This window comes from Hahella ganghwensis DSM 17046 (assembly GCF_000376785.1).
Lineage (GTDB): Bacteria > Pseudomonadota > Gammaproteobacteria > Pseudomonadales > Oleiphilaceae > Hahella > Hahella ganghwensis.
Map to the genome: position 1 here is coordinate 36229 of NZ_AQXX01000106.1, position 19685 is coordinate 55913.

Below are 19685 nucleotides of genomic sequence, written 5' to 3' on the forward strand. Positions count from 1 at the left end.
GAACAGGAATGGGATTTATCGGCTTCTTGGTACTACTTGTTGCAATCTGGTTGTTGTGGAGCATCTCACGTAATACTGCTGATGCACTGGATAAACAGACCGCGTTACAGTACGAAATCGTTGCGCTGGAAAAGCGTCTTGATGAGATGAATGACTTATTAAAAGCCTCTTTGGGAGCTTCATCTGCAGCACCTGGTTCAAGTCAGGCGGAAGATATTTCTGGGTCGTCAGGACAAAAAGTTAATCTCAATACTTCCTCCGCGAATGCCTTGACCCATCTTCCCAAGATCGGGCGTGCGATGGCGCAGAGAATTGTTGATGGCCGTCCGTATGGTTCTGTAGAGGAGTTATCGCGGGTACAGGGAATTTCGTCCGAGATGATTTCTGAAATCAAAGATCTGGTAGAAATTTAAGTCTGCAGAATCGCAGGCAGCGTTTTTACGGTGTTGCTGCCTGCCATTTCCAAACCCTGAGCTGTTACTTATTGACGGCGTCTTTCAGTGCTTTTCCAGGTTTAAAGCCGACGCTCCTGCTGGCAGGTATTTTGATGCTGGCTCCGGTCTGAGGGTTTTTACCTGTTCGGGCACTTCTCTCCCGTTGTGAAAATGTTCCAAATCCGATGAGGGATACAGAGTCGTTTCTTGAGATCGCGTCCGTGATCTCGTCTGTCAGTGCGTTTATCACTTCTGTGGCTTTTGCTTTGGATAGACCCACTTTGACTGCAATGGCTTCGGCCAGTTCCGGTTTGCGCATTGTTATCTCCTGATGCTTGAGAGGTTTTGCTGATTCCTCGGGACAAAAAGCGACATTCGTCCCAGGATGGCACTAATTGTTTTGTCTGCTTTTTTGCTGCCTCAGAGAGAAAGGCAACATTCTAGTTATAGTGCCAATAGCGGGGCTGTCAACTCGAAACCGGGCACTTTTTGAGAATCTGGAATTGATCACCAATGCAAGAAACGCCTGTTAAATAATGCAACTTATAATTGCTTTTTGTGTGTTGATTGTTGCGCTTTGTGTATTTCATCTCACAAAAGCCCCGGGGTTTTCGAGATAATCCTTCGTCATAACTAAAACATCTGGCTCAAAAAAGCCCTGCTACCTGGGGTAAAAAATTCTAAGAGCCTGAAAGACTGGATAAAGCGAAGCAACCGGGAGGTTTCTGTGATTGTGCACAGAATTAGGCGGGCATCTGTGTCTTCCATGATAAAGACAATGTTCGTTGGTCTTGTGGTAACCGGGCTGTCAGCCTGTGGAGCCGTTCAGCATATGATGTACAAGACAACGGGGGATGTGATGGTTAATTTCGCCTCGGATCATCAGGTGCCTTTTACCCTGGGAACAGAAGACATGGGCATTAACTGTGCTATGTCAGAAGCTCTGACTCCTATGCTGATGTCGTTTGGGCGTGTACGCGACGAACCCCACAAGCTGGCAGTGATTACCTATGGTTCCGCCGGACTTTGTGCGGAGGCGATGTCCTGGGAGGAAGAATTGCGCTACATGCGGGCTATCAAGGGCCAGAATGCCAATGAAGCCGAAGATGCTCTTATCGCCCAGAAACGGCTCAATGTTGTCGCGGCCAAGCGAAACTATATTGCCTACCAACATCTTGTTGCTGCCTATGGTGAGCCGGGTGGTGAGTGCCCTGATCTGGATGAAGAGCTTGATGAGTTTATCTGGATGATGGGAATGGTGTCGGGGCTTCAGGCTCTCAACAACGAGATCACGTCAACCTCCGGCTTGGGTGTGCCAAAGAATATCGCCGCGAAAGTGGAACGGGCAGCGACCTGCGTTGATGATGATCGCTGGTGGGGAGTCCCTATGGCCCTACGTGCCACTATATGGGCTATGTTACCTGGGGCTGAACCTCAGGGCGAAGATGCCATGAAGCGGTTGAAAATGGCAGCGAAGAAAGGTGAGCGAGCCGGTGTCAGGCTGGCACATGTATTCCAGGCTTTGGCTTACTTCGGTAAAGGCGATACGGAAAACGTCAAGCAAGTGATTCGAGACCATGTTAAAGCCAAGAAAAAGAAGGATGCGAACCCAGATTACAAGCTGCTCGATGAGCTCTCTACAACGCTGCTAATGGCAATGTCGGACCGTATGTGGACTGATGCGAAAGGATATCGGACGCCTATCGGAGGGCTGGGAACATTCTGGGACGATCAGAAAGCGTCAGCGGCAGATACCATCGACCTGGACGATATTCTCTGAACTACGGTGGGAGAGATATAGACTCACCGTCAAATTATAAAACTAATAAATTGAAATCAGGGGCAGGTCGTATGATGTCAGGCATAGACCTGGCGCCCGCCGGAGTGGATGTTTAATCGTGGAAGGCGTTAATTCATATTCAGTTGCACCTCAAAGGGTCGCCGGACGTACAGCCAGAGAATGGTTGTCATCGTTACCAGCATGTTTGCTTTTGCTGTCCGTTGTCATATTCAGTACCAGCAGTGATATTCATAACAAGATTCTCAAGCTTGGGCAGTATGGATGGGATGGATACTACGAGCTGAGGACTGATCCCGTTGTACCGGAATGTAATCCCAGCATTGATGTTGATCAGGAGCTCGCCAGGTTGGTTGAGGCTCAGTCGCAGGAGGTAGACGATTTTGATCTGTTTGAGGCTGATCCGGTCGATCCTGAGATTCTGAGAGCCTCGCTGCTGAATGCCCAGACTGCCTGTCAGGAAAAATTTGCCAAGTATGAGAACACCAAAGATCGCATTACACCTGGGCTGAGAGCTTTCCGCAGTGTGGAGCTCTTCATCGGTGAGCTCATCGCTTTTGGTCTTACCTCGCAACGTTTTATTCTTGCGCTTTTGGTCATCACTTGTGCTGCAACGGCTACCTTCACCCGCCATCACATTTCCATGCGTCCTATGGAAACCCGGCTGGACCATCGGTTATCTGCGTTTTTACAGATGGTGGCCAATGGATTCCTGTTTTTGTCTTCGTTCTCATTTTTAAAGCTGACTCACGCCCATGGCGGAGAAGTGGCACTGGAAAAAGATGTGCTGCACTACCTGTGGATAATCGGGTTTGGCTTTTTGACTTTGGTGAGTGCATGGCAGGTATTGAATATACCCGCAGACGCGAAACCGGGAGGCAGACTGGGTCATGCTTTATTGAGTGTTCCACTTTACACGACGATGTGTCTGATATCTGGCACCTACTTCACGCTGGGGCAGCATGTCGCCGGCGTTGGGATCTATCTCGATAAGATGATGGATTTGTCCGACATGTTTTTGAACGTTGGTCTCTACGTGTGGATTGGGATGATGCTCAAGGAAACACGCCTTGCGGAGTTGGTGTTCAAGATCTTTCAGCCATGGAAGATGCCGCCCGAGCTGCTGGCAGTGGCCGCGATAGCAATTGCTGCGATTCCAACGGCTTATACTGGGGGGTCCGGTATCTTTGTTATCGCCGCAGGCTCAGTCATCTATATGGAGCTTCGTCGTGCCGGAGCGCGACGTCAATTGGCGTTGGCTGCGACGGCAATGTCCGGAAGCTTGGGGGTTGTGCTGCGTCCCTGTCTGTTGGTCGTCATCATTGCTTATCTCAATCGCGAAGTCACCACGGATCAACTGTTTGGCTGGGGGCAGTATGTACTGCTGTTAACTGTGTCTTTGTTCGCCTTGGTCGGGCTGACCCTGAACCGGCAATCGTCCTTTAATCTGGCGCCTGCAGGGGAGGCGTTTCCAGCAATGCTTCAGGCCTGTCGTCCGCTGATTCCTTATGTGATCGTCATTACAGCCGTTACTTTGTTCTATCGCTATGCTCTGGATGTCTCATTGAATGAGTTCAGTGCTGCCAGGATATTGCCGGTAATGATGCTGTCTATCCTGGTTTACGAACATTTCACCAGGAAAAAACAACAGGGAGGAGAGTCTGCCTCAAATGGTGGTGTGGAGCGGGCGCTCAGAGTGGCGACAAATGAGACCACGACCCATATTGGTGCGCTGCTATTCCTGATGGGGCTCTCCGTCAGTATTGGGGGAGTCATTGAACGTTCAGGGTTAATGGAGATGTTTCCGCAAAGCTTTACCAGTGTGTGGACGGTAATGGCCTTGTTGGTTGGTATCCTGGTCATCATCGGCATGGTGATGGATCCCTACGGCGCGGTGATTCTGGTCAGTATTACGATAGCCAAGGTGGCTTATCAGAATGGGATCGACCCGGTGCATTTCTGGATGGTGACTCTGGTTGCATTTGAATTGGGATACCTGAGTCCGCCGGTTGCGCTAAATCACCTGTTGACGCGACAGGTCATCGGGGAAGAGGAAGTGCGTCTGGCTCAGCAGGAGGGAGGCACTTTCTATCAGCGCCACGAGCGTATCATCATGCCTTTGATTGTGATGGGAACAGCTTTGTTATTGGTGGCGTTTGTGCCGTTGATGGTTGGTTATCGATAAGGGTATTCAGGCAAAATAAAAAAGGCGACTCTGAGGAGAGTCGCCTTTCGTTGTTTTGAAGCTCACTTAGATGTTTATGCGAGCTTAGGGCCTGCGTTCACAATGGCTTCAGATACATCAAACTTTTTGAAGTTTTCGACAAACTGACCGATCAGGTCTTTTGCTTTTGCATCGTAAGCTGCTTTATCAGCCCAGGTGTTACGTGGATTCAGTAATACTGTGTCCACACCTGCGACAGATTTGGGAACATCAAGGTTCAGAAGGTCCAGATGTTCAACTTCAGCGTCAACCAAAGCGCCACTTTGAATGGCAGAAATAACTGCGCGGGTGGTCGGAATACTGAAACGCTTGCCTTCTCCGTAAGAACCGCCAGTCCATCCGGTGTTGACCAGATAAACTTTGCTGCCGAATTCTTCCATACGCTTCATTAACAATTCTGCGTACACGCCGGCAGGGCGAGGGAAGAATGGCGCCCCAAAGCAGGTAGAGAAAGTAGACTTCAGTTTGGAGCCTGAGCCCATTTCAGTGCTTCCCACCAGAGCGGTATACCCACTCAGGAAGTGATAGGCAGCCGCTTCTTTGCTCAGTATGGATACGGGAGGCAGAACCCCGGTCATATCACAGGTCAGGAAGACGATGGCAGAAGGCTCTCCAGCGCGATTCTCCGGTACTCGTTTTTCAACGTGTTCAAGAGGGTAGGCGCAGCGTGAGTTCTCAGTCAGAGACACATCTGTGTAGTCTGGTTGCCGGGTCTCGTCATCGATCATGACGTTCTCAACAATGGCGCCGAAGCGAATGGCGTCCCAGATGACCGGTTCGTTTTCCTTGCTCAGATCGATACACTTGGCGTAGCAGCCGCCTTCAATGTTAAAGACGGTACCCCGGCCCCAGCCATGCTCATCATCTCCAATAAGATATCGGGACTGGTCGGCTGACAGAGTGGTCTTACCGGTACCCGACAAGCCGAAGAACAGGCAGGTTTGTCCATCTTCGCCAACGTTGGCGGAGCAGTGCATTGGCAGGACGTCTTTTTCCGGCAGAAGGAAGTTCTGCACAGAGAACATGGCTTTTTTCATTTCGCCGGCATATTGCATGCCTGCCAGAAGCACTTTGCGACGGGCAAAATTGATGATAACAGTGCCGTCACTATTGGTGCCATCGCGTTCAGGGTCACAGACGAAATGCGGTGCATTCAGGATCTGCCATTCCTGTTTATCAGAGGCGTTGTAGCGTTCCGGTTTGATGAACAGGTTGCGGCCGAACAGATTATGCCAGGCTGTTTCAGTGGTCACCTTGATGGGGAGATAATGATCGGGATCTGCGCCGACGTGAAGGTTGGAGACAAAGCGATCGCGTTCTGCGATGTAGTCTTCCACCCGTTCCCAGAGCGCATCGAACTTGTCTGCATCAAAAGGTCTGTTAATCGGGCCCCAGTGAATCGCGTCTGCGGTACTGGGTTCCTGGACGATAAAACGGTCCATGGGCGAGCGCCCGGTCCGCTTACCTGTGGTGACAACAAGAGAGCCATTATCGGCCACCCTTCCTTCACCATGTTGTATTGCCAGCTCAACCAACTGAGCTGGACTGAGATCTGTGTATGTATGGCTCACTTCGACCTGCCCTCATTCGCAATCATAAGTACAGACATCGCCAATTGTTTAATTAGTTTTATCGATGGCTGGCGAGGCTGTGTTGGTAAAAAGTGGGGCGCCATTATGCCAGAAGCCTGCTTAAAAGACGATCTTTTAAGCAGGCTTAAGAATAATAGCCACTATTCATGAATTTTATTTATATAGCTTCCCGATACTGGGGCTGACATTCAATCCCTAAATACCGAAATAGACCTTTGGCTAGCCAGGGTAAGGTGTTTTCCGTAGGCTGGATGGTTACTGAGCTCTAGTGAACGGTTGGATCGGCAAATAATTGCTCAATCCGTTCCCTTTCAAAACTATAGTGCTGGTAGCAAAACTGGCAATCGATATCGATTTTTCCTACTTCGTCGAGGATAGAAAAAACTTCCTCTTGTCCAAGGGACTTTATCACTTCCAGGGTTCGCTCCTCAGAACAGCTGCACCAGAATGCCGTGGGCTCGTCTTCCAGCACTCTGACAGTTTCTTCATGGAAGAGACGGTGCAGAACGGTTTCTGCCTCAAGACCCAGCAGTTCTTCTGCAGTCAGGGTTGCTGCCAGCGCGCATACTCGTTCCCAGTCTTCCTGATGCTGCTCAGTATCCTGTTGGTGAGGAAGCTGTTGCAATAACAGGCCACCCCACACTTCATCTGTCTGGAACAACCAGAGTCTGGTGGCCAATTGTTCCGAATGGGCAAAGTAATCCTCGATGCAGCCCGCCAGATTATCCTGCGTAAGCTCTACGATACCCTGATATCTCTGACCCTTTACAGGCGTGATCGTCATCACGAGAGTGGCCTGATTGCCCAGGATGGCTTTCAGGCTTTCTCCTTCAGGGGGAGCATTGTAGCGCGCGATACCTCGACAGGTTCTCTTATGCGTGGCTTCCGCCATGATAGCTGTGACCGGACCTGATCCGGACGCCTGAATACTGATACTTCCCTGGATTTTCAGGGTAGCGCTCAATAACAGACTGCTACAGGCCAACTGGCCCAGCAATTGTTTGATTTCTGCAGGGTATTGATGCTTGCTGAACATGTCCTGCGTGGTTTTTCCCAATACGACGAGCTCGCCACGGATATTGAGGTTATCAAAGATAAATCGTTTGAGGTTGTCTGTGCTCATGTTCGGCCAACGTTAAATGTCGAATGACATGCGGATTAATCCCCATGTAGGTTGATGATGTCAGGTTATTTCCATTGCAATCTGTCTTTGCTGATTACCCGGACTGATCCGAGCTTTCCTTGAAGCGGTGAATCTGACGGCGTTGTTTTTTGGTTGGTCGCCTGGGGGGCGGCAATTGTGCTGTTTGCAGCTGCTTGCGTTGCCAGGCTATTTCTTCCCGATGCTTTATGCTTTCCTGAGTTTCCTCATAAAGCTTTTGCGCTTCAGGAGCCGGGCCACGACGCTCTGAAAGCCCCAAGACTTTGACGACTTTCTCGCTCCAACCCTGACGAATCTTTATTTCAGCACCTAAATCCACTGCGCGACCGGGTTTGGTTCGCGAGCCGTTGTAGTGTACTTTTCCGCCGTCAATGGCATCTTTTGCCAGGGAGCGGGTTTTGAAGAAGCGTGCGGCCCAAAGCCACTTGTCCAAGCGGATTTTATGTTCTTCTTTGGCTGAATTATCTGTCATTCAACGCCTGTAGGTTCTGTATTAAGAGTGGATGATACATAGCAGCACTTAGATCCGTTTATCGTTGCTGGGAAAGATCTCGTTAAAGTGATCAATCTCTTTGATATCCTGGTCCGCGTCCTGCCTGTTACGGCGAGGCTTTTGGCTGTCGGGGAGTAAAATTGTCAATAAATGCTTAATGCCAAACGCTTTCGCAGAGCGCAATACAGGCTCACTGTCATCGATCAATAGTGTTGTTTCCGGGTCAAAGGGCTCAATCTCCTGCACATGGCGCCAAAAGTCCGGGTTCTCTTTTGGCAGTTTGAAATCATGGGAGCTGATGATTCTGTCCAGATATTTGGCCAGATGAACCTGTTCAAGCTTAAGGTCGAGGCTACCCCGGTGGGCATTAGTGACCAGAACCACCCGGTGATCAGTGGCCTGAAGTTCCTCAAGAAAGCTCTCTACATGTGGTCTAAACTTGATCAGATGCTTTATTTCCCGTTTCAGGGCGGTGATGTCCAGGGAAAGCTCCTGACTCCAGTAGTCAAGACAATACCAGTTGAGGTGCCCCTGCTGAGCCTCAGTTTTTTGCATGAGTGAAGATTGCGCTTCGGTTTCGGGGATATCGTTGAGCTCTGCAAATCTGCGCGGCAGGTGTTCCAGCCAGAAGTAGTTGTCAAAGTGCAGATCAAGCAAAGTTCCATCCATATCAAGGAGGACGGTTTTGATTTCTCGCCAATTGATCATTCGTGGTGGTTAGCCTTCGATTACCTTTGTGAGTATTTATTACCGGCAGAAGCCGAATCTGGTTTTTGCTTTTCAAGCCTGTTTATGGGATTTTACCGCCTTACGTTCTTCGGCGATACCGCCTCGTTCGTCAAATGAGGTGTCGCCAGGTAATCGAACGATCCGAATTTCCCGGTTTTTAAACAATTTAGGTTAAACCAATGCCAGAAAATGGAATCCCTGCACAATACCACCAATCCCTGAGAGCCATTATGCACCGGGCTGGAGATGCAATATTGGAGGTCTACTCTGCGGCTGAAGGCGTCGAAGTAATGACCAAAGATGATGACTCTCCTTTGACCATTGCCGATCAGCGTGCCCACAAGATCATCGTAGAGGGGCTGCGTGAGCTTGACAGCAGCATTCCGGTGCTTTCAGAAGAATCCGATTTACAGGACTATGAAATCCGCCGTCAATGGCAGCGTTACTGGCTGGTTGATCCGCTGGACGGTACCAAGGAGTTCATTAACCGCAATGGGGAATTCACGGTCAATATTGCTTTGATTGAAAGTGGTCGGCCTGTTGCTGGGTGGGTTTATGTCCCGGTGAAGGAAAAGCTTTACTATGGCTGGAGCCATGATGGTCAGCATGAAGCCTTTCTGGAGGAGAGCGACAAAGTTGAGACAATCAGTCGTCGTCGTCTCAACCCCGAAGGCAAGGTCGTGGTTGTGGCTAGTCGCCGCCATGGAGGAGAAGCTTTACAGGGAATGCTGGAAAAAGCTCAGCAAGTGTTTTCCGAGGTGGATCTCCAGAGCATCGGCAGCTCTTTGAAAATCTGTCTGGTGGCTGAAGGTAAGGCTGACTGGTATCCCCGACTGGCACCCACTTCAGAATGGGATACTGCGGCAGCGCATGCCGTGTTGTTAGGGGCTGGTGGTGTGATGGTTGATACTGAACTGGCATCGCTTGAGTACAATCAGAAGGAATCCATACTGAACCCGTTCTTCCATGCTCTGGGAGAGACAAACGAAATCTGGCAGTCTCTGCTGAAAGAGTAAATAGCGGGAACCAACAAAAAAGGCACCATTGGGTGCCTTTTTTGTTGGTAGTCGGCCTCTAGCAAAGAGAATGCAGAGGCCTTGGTATCAATATTCTTCTTCCAGAACCACTACTTCTTCTTTTTTACCTACGCGGGTACATCCCAGGCAGCGCACAAAAGTGGCTTTGGCTGGACCCATCACCAGAATTTCGCCAGCTTCCTGCATATTGCCTCCCAACGCTGAGAAAGGCAGGGAAACCACATAAACCGCTGCACCAACGACAGTCATGCCGAAAAGGACGGGGCGGGCAAAAATGGCGTCACCGGTCATTGCGAGAGCACTTGGCTTTTCTTCGATGGTCTGACTGTAACCTGCTGTTGGCAGGGTCAGGGCCATCACGGCGGTAACAATACTAATCCAACGTAAGAGCGACTGGCGCATGGGTGAGTTCTCCCAACAAAATCTTTTCCACTGATCCTATAAATATAACAGGGAATTGAGAAGTTTCTAAAAAGAATCAGAAGTTTTCCGTAAATATTTGTATTTTATAGACCAAGGCCTAATCCAATTGGCAATAAATTGTCTGTTTTGTGATCTATTTCTGACAATTTGTGCAGTAAACCGTAGATCGTTGTCCAAGTCGAATTTCCTTCAGAATTTTTTTGCAGGTTAGGCAAGGCTCCCCTCCACGCCCATAGACCATAAGTGTCTGCTGGAAGTAACCGGGTTTTCCGTCTCCTCCGACAAAATCTCTTAGGGTTGTCCCTCCCATGTTGATTGCTGCCTTGAGTACTGTCTTAATTTCTTCGGCCAGGACTCTGTAGCGTTTAAGGCTAATCTGTCCCGCAGCCCTGGCTGGGCTGATACCTGCCTTGAACAAGGCTTCGTTGGCATAGATATTCCCAACGCCAACGACGATCGCCTGATCCATGACGAAAGTCTTAATGGAAGAACGGCGCCCTCTTGATAAACGGTGCAGATAGTCACCGTTAAATGACTCTCCCAGAGGTTCAGGGCCGAGATTGGCCAGCAGTGGATGTGAAGAGTCTGTTTGCCCGGTGATCGGCAGAAAACAGCCAAATCTGCGAGGATCGTTAAAGCGCAGCCGTGTGCCGTCGGTGAAGTCCACGTCGATGTGGTCATGTTTTAGCTTGGGTTCATTGTCGTTTAATATCCGCAAGCTTCCAGACATCCCAAGATGGATGATCAGAGAGCATGATAAAAAACGGATCAATATATACTTTGCTCGGCGCTCGACGGCTAATACTTTCAGGCCAGAAAGCTGCTCGTTAAGGTTGTTGGGCACAGGCCAGCGCAGGTGAGGTTGGTAAACCCTAACTTCTCTGATCTTCTTGTTAATAATGTGTGGCTCAATACCTTTTCGGGTGGTTTCAACTTCAGGTAGTTCCGGCACGATTTTTCTCAGTAGTAGTTCTTGGTAAAGGCGGTATTTTATCTGTCATTCATGGTCCTGAGTAGGGCCCACTGCCAGTGGGATGGCCTATGTTTTGGTTTGCGAAGGCTGACAGATTCTTATGTGTGAAGGTCACAAAATCACGTGCAAAGTTACATTTTTCATATGCGCAAACCATCATTTTAGCGTACACTTGTACGCTGAAATTTTAGATGCCTCATGCAAGCTGCCCCGGCTAAATATCAGTGAGGTGTCAATGTAGTATCAGATGATAACGGGTAACAATAATAACGACAGAATCCGTTACTGGGGCAGGATAAACAACATAGTGGGAAAATCCCGCTAGCAGACTACAACAGCTACAACCGGAGAGATCATTAATGTGGTATGAAGGCCTGCTGCAGTTATCGGCTTGGCAAATCGTTGTCGTTACCCTCGTGCTGACCCAGATAACCATCGTCAGTGTCACGGTCTACCTTCACCGTCACTCAGCTCATAATTCCGTGGATCTGCATCCCGCATTGGCCCACTTCTTCCGTTTCTGGCTATGGCTGACTACCGGCATGGTCACTAAAGAGTGGACGGCCATCCACCGGAAGCATCATGCCAAATGTGAAACTGCTGAAGATCCACATTCTCCTGTCCAGAAAGGGTTCAATACCGTTATGTGGCGTGGCGCTGAGCTATACCGCGAGGCTGCAACTCCTGAGACTCTGGAACGCTACGGCCAACGTTGTCCCGAAGACTGGCTGGAGCACAATGTTTATATGAAGAACTGGCTGGGCATCAGCATCATGGCGGTCATCGATCTCCTGTTATTTGGTGTACTGGGGATTACCGTCTGGGCTGTACAGATGATCTGGATACCTTTCTTCGCAGCAGGGGTCATTAACGGCATTGGCCATCATTGGGGATACCGTAACTTTGAATGTACTGATAATGCTCGTAATCTGGTCCCCTGGGGACTGATTATCGGCGGTGAAGAGCTGCATAATAACCATCATACCTACCCGAATTCACCGAAGCTTTCGGTAAAGAAATGGGAGTTCGATATCGGTTGGTTCTGGATTAAGCTGTTTGAGTTTTTCCGTCTTGCCAAGCCCAAGCGTGTTGGTCCAATTGCTCATCAGGTGCCGGGAAAGGCCATGTTGGATTTAGATACGTTGATGGCGATTGCCAACAATCGTTTTCAGGTGATGGTTCAGTATCGTAAACGTGTTCTGCAGCCCATCCTTAAGGAACAGCAGAAGGCGCAGAACTGTAAGAGTGAGTCTTCCATGCTCAAGCGTGTGAAAAAACTCATGTACCGAGAAGAGTCGTTGATTGCTCCAGGAGAAAAAGAGCAATTGGAGGCTGTACTGGAAAAGCATGAAATGCTGAAGGTGATTTACGAAAAAAGTAAGGAGCTACAGGCATTGTGGCGCCGCCAGCCCGGCATTAGGTATCAGGATAAGTTGCACGAGCTGATTGAGTGGTGTCACCAGGCAGAGCAAAGTGGCGTAAAGTCTTTGGAAGAATTTTCGGCTTGGCTGAAAACCTTCTCGCTGGCTCCAGCACCGGCTATGGCAAGAGCCTAGATAGTCCGGTCAAGATAGCCTGATCAAAAAGGTTTGTTGTAAAAAGCGGGTTTAAGCCCGCTTTTTTTATGGTAAAGATACTGTCGATTCACGCAATTGTTTCTATCCGCGCACACATAAGTGATATTGGACCTGTCCAGCCTGCTTTTGCCTGATGGTTTGCCAATTGGGCGGTAAGGGTAAGCTGGAGAGAGATGATTCCGCCTCAATATAAATACGGCTGCCCGGTTTTAGGAAGTTGTTATCTTCCAGCAGTTCACAGGTTTCCTTCAATAGTCCCTTGTTGAAAGGAGGGTCTAGGAAAACGATGTCAAAAGGTTGATCGGGGAGGGAGCTTTTCAACCATTTTAATGCATCTGCGTGAATAACTCGGGCGTTTTCTTCACGCAATGTCGTCAAATGGTTTTTAAGTGCTGTCACGATGTCGGTCGCGGAGTCAACAAACCAGACTTCTCGGGCATCCCTGGAAATAGCTTCCAATCCCAATGCGCCGCTGCCAGCGAAAACATCGAGACATCGTGAACCTGGAAGGTATGCTGTCAGCCAGTTGAAAAGTGTTTCTCGTACTCTGTCTGGAGTGGGGCGAACGCCTTCGAGGGCTGGAAACTGCAGCTTTCGGCCTCTGTGTCGGCCGCCGATGATGCGCAGGGTTCCCTGTTCAGTTTGGGGCTTGCTCGTTTTTCTCATGGGAATTATTCGATTCGGGGTTGGGTTGGATCATTGTTCAGGGATAGAATAGGCGCCCATCGTAGCGCGGTTAGGTGGCCTCTTTGAAGGTGTTTTTCTCTGGACTCGGCAAATTCTGTAGTTTCACCGCCGAAACCTTTGTAGCCTGACTGCTCGCAATCCTGCTTATTATTACCCTTTGGATTCACTATGGATTCTATGATCAGTACTGTCTTTTATTTTCTACTTGGCGCTCTGGCTCTTGCTTGGATATGGGATGGCATCAAGCGTAAAAGCTCGCGGCCGAAACCTGTTTCTTTTGAGTTAAAGCCCGAAAGCCAGCAATCACCGTCGATTCATCCCGTTAATCGGGATCGTTTGGCAGAAAAGGACCTTGATAAGTCTTCGGAGCCGGTAGCAGAAGTCGCACCGGAAGCGACATCAGAGCCAGCGATCGATGAAGCCGAGCCCGTCCGCGAAGTAGCCGAAGCGGAAGCCGTCAGCGAGCCTGTGCCAGAGGTCGTAGAGGCAAAAGCGGAGCCGGAAGAGGTTTCAGCACCCGTAGATTTGGCGCCTGTTGCCGAAGTGGCACCGACAGAAACAGAAGAGGAGAAAAAGGCCAGTTGGTTTGCACGTGTCAAAAGTGGATTAGGCAAGACGCGCACCCAGCTGACTGAAAATCTGGCCAGTCTGTTTGCCGGGGCCAAGACTATTGATGATGAACTGCTGGAGGAAATCGAAACGCTGCTGCTGACCGCAGATGTTGGCATTGAAGCGACCACTCAGATCATCAGTTCTATCACGGAAAAGATGGCCCGCAAGGAGCTAAAGGATGCAGAAGCTCTCCATACTGCACTTAAGGCGGAGTTGGCTGCACTACTCGAGCCCTGTACCGGAGAACTGCTACTGGAGGAAAGATCTCCATATGTGATCTTGGTTGTGGGTGTTAACGGTGTAGGGAAAACGACCACGATAGGGAAACTGGCCAACCGTTTCAAACAGCAGGGTAAATCTGTCATGCTGGCGGCCGGTGATACTTTCCGTGCAGCAGCCGTGGAGCAATTACAGGTGTGGGGGGAGCGCAATGATGTGCCTGTTGTTGCCCAACATACTGGTGCTGACAGCGCATCTGTCATATTTGATGCTGTTCAGGCGGCCAAGTCCCGCGGTGTGGATGTGGTCATAGCCGACACAGCGGGTCGTCTGCAAAACAAAGAAAACCTGATGGCTGAACTGGAAAAAGTGGTTCGTGTCATTAAGAAGCAAGATGAGGATGCTCCTCATGAGGTACTCCTGGTGCTTGATGCCGGGACCGGACAGAATGCTCTAAGTCAGGCGCAATTGTTCCGTCAGGCCGTTGGCGTCAGCGGTATTGCGATTACCAAACTGGATGGCACAGCCAAAGGCGGTATCCTTTTCGCTATTGCCAAACAGCATCAGTTGCCAATTCGCTACATCGGTGTGGGCGAGGGAATTGAGGATTTGCGTCCGTTTGCGGCGAAAGATTTTGTTGACGCTTTGTTCGATGTTTAAACAGCACTAGTGAAGTGGGGTTTTGCGGGATGATCCTTCCGATCATTTCCGCAAAGAGAGGCTGTAACCCATGATTGAATCTGGAAATGTTCAATGAGTAACGATCCAATGATCCATTTTGACCGGGTAACCAAGCGGTATCCCGGTGGTTTTGAGGCGTTGACTGAAGTCAGCTTCAAACTTGGCCGTGGCGAAATGGCGTTTCTTACCGGGCATTCCGGGGCAGGAAAGAGTACTCTACTCAAGCTGATTATGCTGATGGAGCGCCCAAATAAGGGACAGATATTTGTCGGCGGTCAGAACCTGGATCGTTTTTCCCGGGGACAGATTCCATACTTCAGACGCCATGTCGGTGTGGTCTTCCAGAATCATCAGTTACTGTTCGATCGTACTGTTTTTGACAATGTGGCGTTGCCTCTGGAAATTGCCGGGGTTGCTCCCCGGGAAATCGGTCGTCGTGTCCGGGCTGCGCTGGACAAAGTTGGGCTGTTAAAGAAAGAAAAAGTGTTTCCGATCACACTTTCAGGTGGAGAGCAGCAGCGTGTGGGGATTGCCCGCGCCGTAGTAAACAAACCCCCGGTATTGCTGGCTGACGAGCCCACTGGGAACCTGGACCCTGAATTGTCAGAGGAAATCATGAAGTTGTTCCAGCAGTTTAATCAGGTGGGGGTCACCGTTTTAATCGCCTCTCACGATCTGGCATTGATTTCTCATATGCACCATCGAGTTATTCGACTCGATCATGGTCAGTTGCAACTCGGGTAGGTGGAAAGGTGATGCGTGGAGGCTTAGCGGTATGAAAGATGTTGGTCAACGTGGTGCCATGCCTGCGCAAAATAATCGACGTCAGCCACAGGGAGAGATACCTTCCCGTCAAGGTGCTTCCGCCGGATTGGAACAAAGCAGTCTGGAGGCTTATTTCAGTCACCATCGTCAAACGGCTAAGAGCAGTCTGCTGAGGTTATTCAAAACGCCCTTATCTAGTCTGATGACCTGGCTGGTGATTGCCGTTGCCCTGGCTCTGCCTATGGGCTTGCTGGTGCTGCTGAGCAATGTGACAGGGATTACCGCTGACCTTGAAGGGAGTTCCCGAATTTCTCTTTATATGAAATTGGACGTTGAGGATCAGGCGGCTTTTCAATTATCCCAGGAGATCCAGAAAAGAGCTGATGTTGAGTCAGTGCACTTCATCAACCGGGTAGAAGCACTGGAAGAGTTTAAGGCGATATCAGGATGGGGAGATGTTCTGGCCTACCTTGATAATAATCCCTTACCCTCAGTGATCGTTGTTCAGCCTGCTCCCATGGTTAACAATGCTCAGCAAATGGAGATATTGTCCAGTGCATTGGGGGAAAACCCAGGGGTTGAAAATGTCCAGGTTGATCTTCAGTGGGTTAAGCGGCTGAACGCCTTGTTTGAAGTCTTGGGACGCGCAACTCTGGCAATTGCGTTATTGCTGGGAGTGGCGGTTATTCTGATTATTGGGAATACCATTCGCCTGGCGATTGAAAACCGGCGTGATGAGATTCTGGTGGTCAAGTTGGTGGGGGGGACTGACCCCTACGTTCGTCGGCCTTTCCTATATACCGGATTCTGGTATGGGGTAGTGGGAGCTATCATGGCCTGGTTGCTGGTCAATATCGCATTGTGGTGGTTATCCGGACCTGTAAACCAAATGGCTTCCCTGTATTACAGCCGTTTTCAGTTGTCCGGCCTGTCAATTGAAGCGACCGGAATGCTACTTGTTGCCGGAGCATTTCTTGGTTGTGCTGGTGCCTGGATGGCCGTAAAGCGCCATCTTGATGAAATAGAACCCAGATAGCGCTCAATCTATGAGGTATTTCAGGCGTCTTTGAGAGCCTCAGCCGTTCAGGGGTTGATGAAAGTTTAGTAATAAGTCTTGAAAAGGAGCGGCATTAGTACAATATTTTGTGAAGTTTGGATATCAGTGCGAAGGTATTCCTGTGCCTATGGACCATCGTACTTAACAGGTGATCTACCAAAAATAGCGTGGTGGAAGTGCTAACACACTGAAAAACAAACAAATCAGGTTTTTAAGCCAGCGAGGCAAGCTGTAGCTTGAGTCTCTGGTCCCAGGTGGCCGAGAAAGTTAGGTTACAAATTGTTACATAGGGAACTTTTGGGCTCGTTGGCAGTCCAATATACAGATGATATATTTCTGTCCCTTGCTAATTAGTGGAGAATTAAATGGGTACAAGTTTACGGCCAATTGAAATGCTAGCTCCGGTAGGTAACCTGGAGGGGTACATTCATGCAGTAAACTCCATTCCGGTACTGACTGCTGAAGAAGAGCGTGAGCTGGCTGAGCGCTATCATCAGGAGGAAGACCTGTATGCGGCCCGTCAGTTGGTTATGGCCCATCTGCGGTTCGTTGTCCATATTGCAAAGAGTTATTCCGGCTATGGGTTGTCCCAGGCTGATCTGGTTCAGGAAGGCAATATCGGCCTGATGAAAGCAGTGAAGCGCTTCAATCCAGAATATGGTGTTCGCCTGGTATCTTTTGCTGTGCATTGGATCAAGGCGGAGATCCACGAGTTCATTTTACGCAACTGGCGTATCGTGAAAGTGGCGACGACCAAGGCGCAACGCAAACTATTCTTCAATTTGCGTTCCGCTAAGAAGAAGCTGGCCTGGTTGACGAATGATGAAGCGAATGCTGTCGCGGCGGACTTGGGTGTAGAAGCCAAAGTTGTTCGCGAAATGGAAAGTCGTCTGGCTGGTCAGGATACGCCCTTTGATGCGGCGACTGATGACGATGACGATAAGGCCTATCAAGCGCCTGCCAACTTTTTGGAAGATCGTCGGGCTGACCCTGCGGTGATGTTGGAAAATGAGAATTGGGAAGAAGATTCCAGTTCTCGGTTGCACGAAGCGCTGACACAGTTGGATGAGCGCAGTAAAGACATCATTCGTAAGCGCTGGCTGGGGGAAGAGAAAGCAACCCTTCACGAGCTGGCGGCTGAGTATGGCGTATCTGCGGAGCGTATCCGTCAGTTGGAGAAAAACGCCATGAAGAAAGTGAAGAACATGCTTGCTGCCTAAAGACAGGCCGCTGATCGGAAATTAAAAAACCGCCCAAGAAGGCGGTTTTTTTATGTGCAAAATAAACCAGATTAAGGTGCAACGATGAAGCCTACGTTAGCGTTTTTGGGAATAGGTTTGATGGGCAAGCCGATGGCTGACAATCTACTCAAGGCTGGCTATCCCATGAAACTTTGGAACCGGACACAAAGCAAGGCTGAAGTCTTCTCTGATCGGGCCGAGATCGCTGCAACCCCACAAGAGGCTGTAGAGGGTGCGGACTTCATCGTTCTCATGCTTGAAAATGGTGCCATCGTCAATGATGTTCTGATCAGTCAGGGGACTCTGGATAGGATCAGCCAGGGCGCGATGATCATAGATATGAGTTCAATTCCTCCTGCGACTGCCCGAAAGCATGCGGATTTGGCCCGAAAGCAGGGCGTTGCCTATCTGGATGCGCCTGTATCAGGTGGAACGGTAGGCGCGGAGAAAGCGCAACTGTCCATTATGGCTGGCGGTCAGGAAGACGACTTTATTCGTGCCCAGGAAATCTTTGCTGTGCTGGGACGGTCAACTTATATAGGTCCGGCCGGCGCCGGGCAGCTCGCGAAACTGGCTAATCAGGCAATCGTGGGGATAACGATTGGCGCGGTATCTGAAGCATTACTTCTGGCAGCGAAAGGTGGGGCCAATCCTGTTGCTGTGCGGGAGGCGCTCATGGGGGGCTTTGCGTCAAGCCGAATACTGGAGCTGCATGGAGAGCGAATGTTAAAGAGGGAGTTTCACCCTGGAGCCACTGCCAGGGTGCAGCATAAGGATATGAAGATGATTCTGGATGAGGCGAAGGAGTCTGGATTGCAGTTACCATTAGCCGAACAGGTTTTTGCAGAATACGATGACATGCTGTCTGAGGGGCTGGAGAATGTTGATCACAGTGGCCTTTTACTTCACCTGGAGCGCTTGAACAATACACGACTGACCGTCGACGAGGATCTCTAATCCAGATATCTTTCTAGCAAAGATATCCCAGGGGATCTTTGCTCTTTTATATCTATTAAGGTTCATACTGTGCCCAAGTTTGCTGCCAATCTATCAATGCTCTATACAGAACTGGATTTCCTGCACAGATTCGAAGCTGCTGCACAGGCTGGTTTCAAAGGGGTTGAATACTTATTTCCCTATGACTATTCGTTGCAGGATTTGCAGAGCGCTCTGCAGCAATCCGGCTTGAAACAGGTTTTGCATAATCTGCCTGCGGGCGATTGGGCCGCTGGAGACCGGGGAATTGCCTGCCATCCTGCACGGAGGGAGGAGTTCAAACGGAGTGTTGAGCAGGGTATTTACTACGCAGAGGGCCTGGGTTGCCCAAGGGTAAACTGTCTCGCCGGAATCAAGCCCGAGGGAGTAGCCGTGGAAGAAGCCTGGGACACAATGCTTGAAAATGTGGATTACGCCGCCCGCCAGTTTGAAATGCACGGGCTGAATCTGCTGGTGGAAGCAATTAATAGCCGGGTCGATATGCCGGGATTTCTGCTTGATTCCAGTGATCGGGCATTGACTCTGCTCAATACCCTGGAACGCCCCAATCTCTATTTTCAGTACGATATCTACCATATGCAGATCATGGAAGGGGATCTGGTAGCAACGATGAAGCGTCTGTTGCCGCGCATCGGCCACATACAGTTTGCTGACAACCCTGGAAGGCATGAACCCGGTACGGGCGAGATTCATTTTTCAAATGTCTTTCTGGCATTGGACGATATGGATTATCAGGGGTGGGTCAGTGCTGAGTATCGTCCTCTTGACAGCACGCTGTCATCATTGGACTGGTTCACAAGTTGTTGACTATGGGATCCTCAATTTTTCGATGTGATTTACTGAAGGCTGAGCGAAATAAATACGCTCCCTTGTATCCTCAGTGAATACCCATATGTAATGACATGTTAATAATTCTTAACTGGGCACCGTAGTGTGCCTTTCCTAGACTATTTTGCTTGGTGTCAATAGCAGGTTGTATTTTGGG

19 protein-coding genes are annotated in these 19685 nt (G+C 49.7%); 11 read left to right on the forward strand and 8 right to left on the reverse strand.

The window, feature by feature from the left end:
• Window positions 1-8: 8 nt before the first annotated feature.
• Window positions 9-413 (forward strand): ComEA family DNA-binding protein, encoded by a 405-nt coding sequence (locus F566_RS35410; protein ID WP_020407065.1) that lies wholly within the window; start codon window positions 9-11, stop codon window positions 411-413.
• 64 nt (window positions 414-477) lie between these two features.
• Here the strand turns inward: F566_RS35410 and F566_RS0111135 are convergent, their stop codons facing one another.
• On the reverse strand, window positions 478-759 hold the full coding sequence (locus tag F566_RS0111135) for an HU family DNA-binding protein (RefSeq protein WP_483788246.1): 282 nt from the start codon (window positions 757-759) through the stop codon (window positions 478-480).
• A 441-nt stretch (window positions 760-1200) separates the two neighbouring features.
• Here F566_RS0111135 and F566_RS0111140 point away from each other — a divergent pair, with 441 nt between their 5' ends.
• A complete protein-coding gene (locus F566_RS0111140; protein WP_245555226.1) occupies window positions 1201-2214 on the forward strand; it encodes a hypothetical protein in 1014 nt (337 codons plus the stop codon).
• A gap of 118 nt (window positions 2215-2332) precedes the next feature.
• Entirely contained in the window at window positions 2333-4417 is a 2085-nt protein-coding gene (locus F566_RS0111145; RefSeq protein ID WP_020407068.1) for a TRAP transporter large permease subunit, read from the forward strand.
• A gap of 74 nt (window positions 4418-4491) precedes the next feature.
• Here the strand turns inward: F566_RS0111145 and F566_RS0111150 are convergent, their stop codons facing one another.
• The 4 genes from F566_RS0111150 to yrfG all read right to left on the reverse strand — a co-directional run bounded on the left by F566_RS0111150 (window position 4492) and on the right by yrfG (window position 8411).
• Complete coding sequence (locus tag F566_RS0111150) at window positions 4492-6027, reverse strand: phosphoenolpyruvate carboxykinase (protein WP_020407069.1); 1536 nt, start codon at window positions 6025-6027, stop codon at window positions 4492-4494.
• Between the two features lie 286 nt (window positions 6028-6313).
• Window positions 6314-7171: an Hsp33 family molecular chaperone HslO gene (hslO, locus tag F566_RS0111155; protein WP_020407070.1), complete on the reverse strand. Its 858-nt coding sequence runs from the start codon at window positions 7169-7171 to the stop codon at window positions 6314-6316.
• 94 nt (window positions 7172-7265) lie between these two features.
• Window positions 7266-7682, reverse strand: coding sequence for a ribosome-associated heat shock protein Hsp15 (gene hslR / locus F566_RS0111160; RefSeq protein ID WP_020407071.1), 417 nt, complete (start codon window positions 7680-7682; stop codon window positions 7266-7268).
• A 48-nt stretch (window positions 7683-7730) separates the two neighbouring features.
• Entirely contained in the window at window positions 7731-8411 is a 681-nt protein-coding gene (gene yrfG, locus F566_RS0111165) for a GMP/IMP nucleotidase (RefSeq protein WP_020407072.1), read from the reverse strand.
• A gap of 200 nt (window positions 8412-8611) precedes the next feature.
• On the opposite strand from yrfG, the gene cysQ reads away from it, so the two are divergent.
• A complete protein-coding gene (cysQ, locus tag F566_RS0111170; RefSeq protein ID WP_020407073.1) occupies window positions 8612-9448 on the forward strand; it encodes a 3'(2'),5'-bisphosphate nucleotidase CysQ in 837 nt (278 codons plus the stop codon).
• A gap of 87 nt (window positions 9449-9535) precedes the next feature.
• Here the strand turns inward: cysQ and F566_RS0111175 are convergent, their stop codons facing one another.
• Window positions 9536-9871 (reverse strand): hypothetical protein, encoded by a 336-nt coding sequence (locus tag F566_RS0111175; RefSeq protein WP_020407074.1) that lies wholly within the window; start codon window positions 9869-9871, stop codon window positions 9536-9538.
• A gap of 154 nt (window positions 9872-10025) precedes the next feature.
• Entirely contained in the window at window positions 10026-10844 is an 819-nt protein-coding gene (mutM, locus tag F566_RS0111180; protein WP_020407075.1) for a bifunctional DNA-formamidopyrimidine glycosylase/DNA-(apurinic or apyrimidinic site) lyase, read from the reverse strand.
• A gap of 380 nt (window positions 10845-11224) precedes the next feature.
• Between mutM and F566_RS0111185 the strand changes: the two genes are divergently transcribed.
• Complete coding sequence (locus F566_RS0111185; protein ID WP_020407076.1) at window positions 11225-12421, forward strand: DesA family fatty acid desaturase; 1197 nt, start codon at window positions 11225-11227, stop codon at window positions 12419-12421.
• A gap of 102 nt (window positions 12422-12523) precedes the next feature.
• Here F566_RS0111185 and rsmD read toward each other — a convergent pair whose 3' ends face one another.
• Window positions 12524-13108, reverse strand: a complete 585-nt coding sequence (rsmD, locus tag F566_RS0111190) for a 16S rRNA (guanine(966)-N(2))-methyltransferase RsmD (protein WP_020407077.1) — start codon at window positions 13106-13108, stop codon at window positions 12524-12526.
• A 189-nt stretch (window positions 13109-13297) separates the two neighbouring features.
• Here rsmD and ftsY point away from each other — a divergent pair, with 189 nt between their 5' ends.
• From ftsY to hyi, 6 genes are all read left to right on the forward strand, one after another.
• On the forward strand, window positions 13298-14620 hold the full coding sequence (gene ftsY, locus F566_RS0111195) for a signal recognition particle-docking protein FtsY (RefSeq protein WP_020407078.1): 1323 nt from the start codon (window positions 13298-13300) through the stop codon (window positions 14618-14620).
• A 108-nt stretch (window positions 14621-14728) separates the two neighbouring features.
• On the forward strand, window positions 14729-15385 hold the full coding sequence (gene ftsE / locus F566_RS0111200) for a cell division ATP-binding protein FtsE (protein WP_026179927.1): 657 nt from the start codon (window positions 14729-14731) through the stop codon (window positions 15383-15385).
• Between the two features lie 31 nt (window positions 15386-15416).
• A complete protein-coding gene (ftsX, locus tag F566_RS0111205; protein WP_020407080.1) occupies window positions 15417-16442 on the forward strand; it encodes a permease-like cell division protein FtsX in 1026 nt (341 codons plus the stop codon).
• Window positions 16443-16828: 386 nt separating this feature from the next.
• Window positions 16829-17683 carry an RNA polymerase sigma factor RpoH gene (rpoH, locus tag F566_RS0111210; RefSeq protein ID WP_020407081.1) on the forward strand — a complete coding sequence of 285 codons (855 nt, stop codon included), beginning with the start codon at window positions 16829-16831 and terminating at the stop codon, window positions 17681-17683.
• Between the two features lie 84 nt (window positions 17684-17767).
• Entirely contained in the window at window positions 17768-18661 is an 894-nt protein-coding gene (locus F566_RS0111215; protein WP_020407082.1) for an NAD(P)-dependent oxidoreductase, read from the forward strand.
• Window positions 18662-18730: 69 nt separating this feature from the next.
• Window positions 18731-19507 carry a hydroxypyruvate isomerase gene (hyi, locus tag F566_RS0111220; protein ID WP_020407083.1) on the forward strand — a complete coding sequence of 259 codons (777 nt, stop codon included), beginning with the start codon at window positions 18731-18733 and terminating at the stop codon, window positions 19505-19507.
• Window positions 19508-19685 lie beyond the last annotated feature (178 nt).

Excerpts from the sequence above, each read along its gene's own strand:
- F566_RS35410 (WP_020407065.1), top strand. The coding sequence starts at position 9 with ATGGGATTTATCGGCTTCTTGGTACTACTTGTTGCAATCTGGTTGTTG.
- F566_RS0111140 (WP_245555226.1), top strand. The coding sequence starts at position 1,201 with ATGATAAAGACAATGTTCGTTGGTCTTGTGGTAACCGGGCTGTCAGCC.
- hslO (WP_020407070.1), bottom strand. The coding sequence starts at position 7,171 with ATGAGCACAGACAACCTCAAACGATTTATCTTTGATAACCTCAATATC.
- hslR (WP_020407071.1), bottom strand. The coding sequence starts at position 7,682 with ATGACAGATAATTCAGCCAAAGAAGAACATAAAATCCGCTTGGACAAG.
- yrfG (WP_020407072.1), bottom strand. The coding sequence starts at position 8,411 with ATGATCAATTGGCGAGAAATCAAAACCGTCCTCCTTGATATGGATGGA.
- cysQ (WP_020407073.1), top strand. The coding sequence starts at position 8,612 with ATGCCAGAAAATGGAATCCCTGCACAATACCACCAATCCCTGAGAGCC.
- F566_RS0111175 (WP_020407074.1), bottom strand. The coding sequence starts at position 9,871 with ATGCGCCAGTCGCTCTTACGTTGGATTAGTATTGTTACCGCCGTGATG.
- F566_RS0111185 (WP_020407076.1), top strand. The coding sequence starts at position 11,225 with ATGTGGTATGAAGGCCTGCTGCAGTTATCGGCTTGGCAAATCGTTGTC.
- rsmD (WP_020407077.1), bottom strand. The coding sequence starts at position 13,108 with ATGAGAAAAACGAGCAAGCCCCAAACTGAACAGGGAACCCTGCGCATC.
- ftsY (WP_020407078.1), top strand. The coding sequence starts at position 13,298 with ATGGATTCTATGATCAGTACTGTCTTTTATTTTCTACTTGGCGCTCTG.
- ftsE (WP_026179927.1), top strand. The coding sequence starts at position 14,729 with ATGATCCATTTTGACCGGGTAACCAAGCGGTATCCCGGTGGTTTTGAG.
- ftsX (WP_020407080.1), top strand. The coding sequence starts at position 15,417 with ATGAAAGATGTTGGTCAACGTGGTGCCATGCCTGCGCAAAATAATCGA.
- rpoH (WP_020407081.1), top strand. The coding sequence starts at position 16,829 with ATGGGTACAAGTTTACGGCCAATTGAAATGCTAGCTCCGGTAGGTAAC.
- F566_RS0111215 (WP_020407082.1), top strand. The coding sequence starts at position 17,768 with ATGAAGCCTACGTTAGCGTTTTTGGGAATAGGTTTGATGGGCAAGCCG.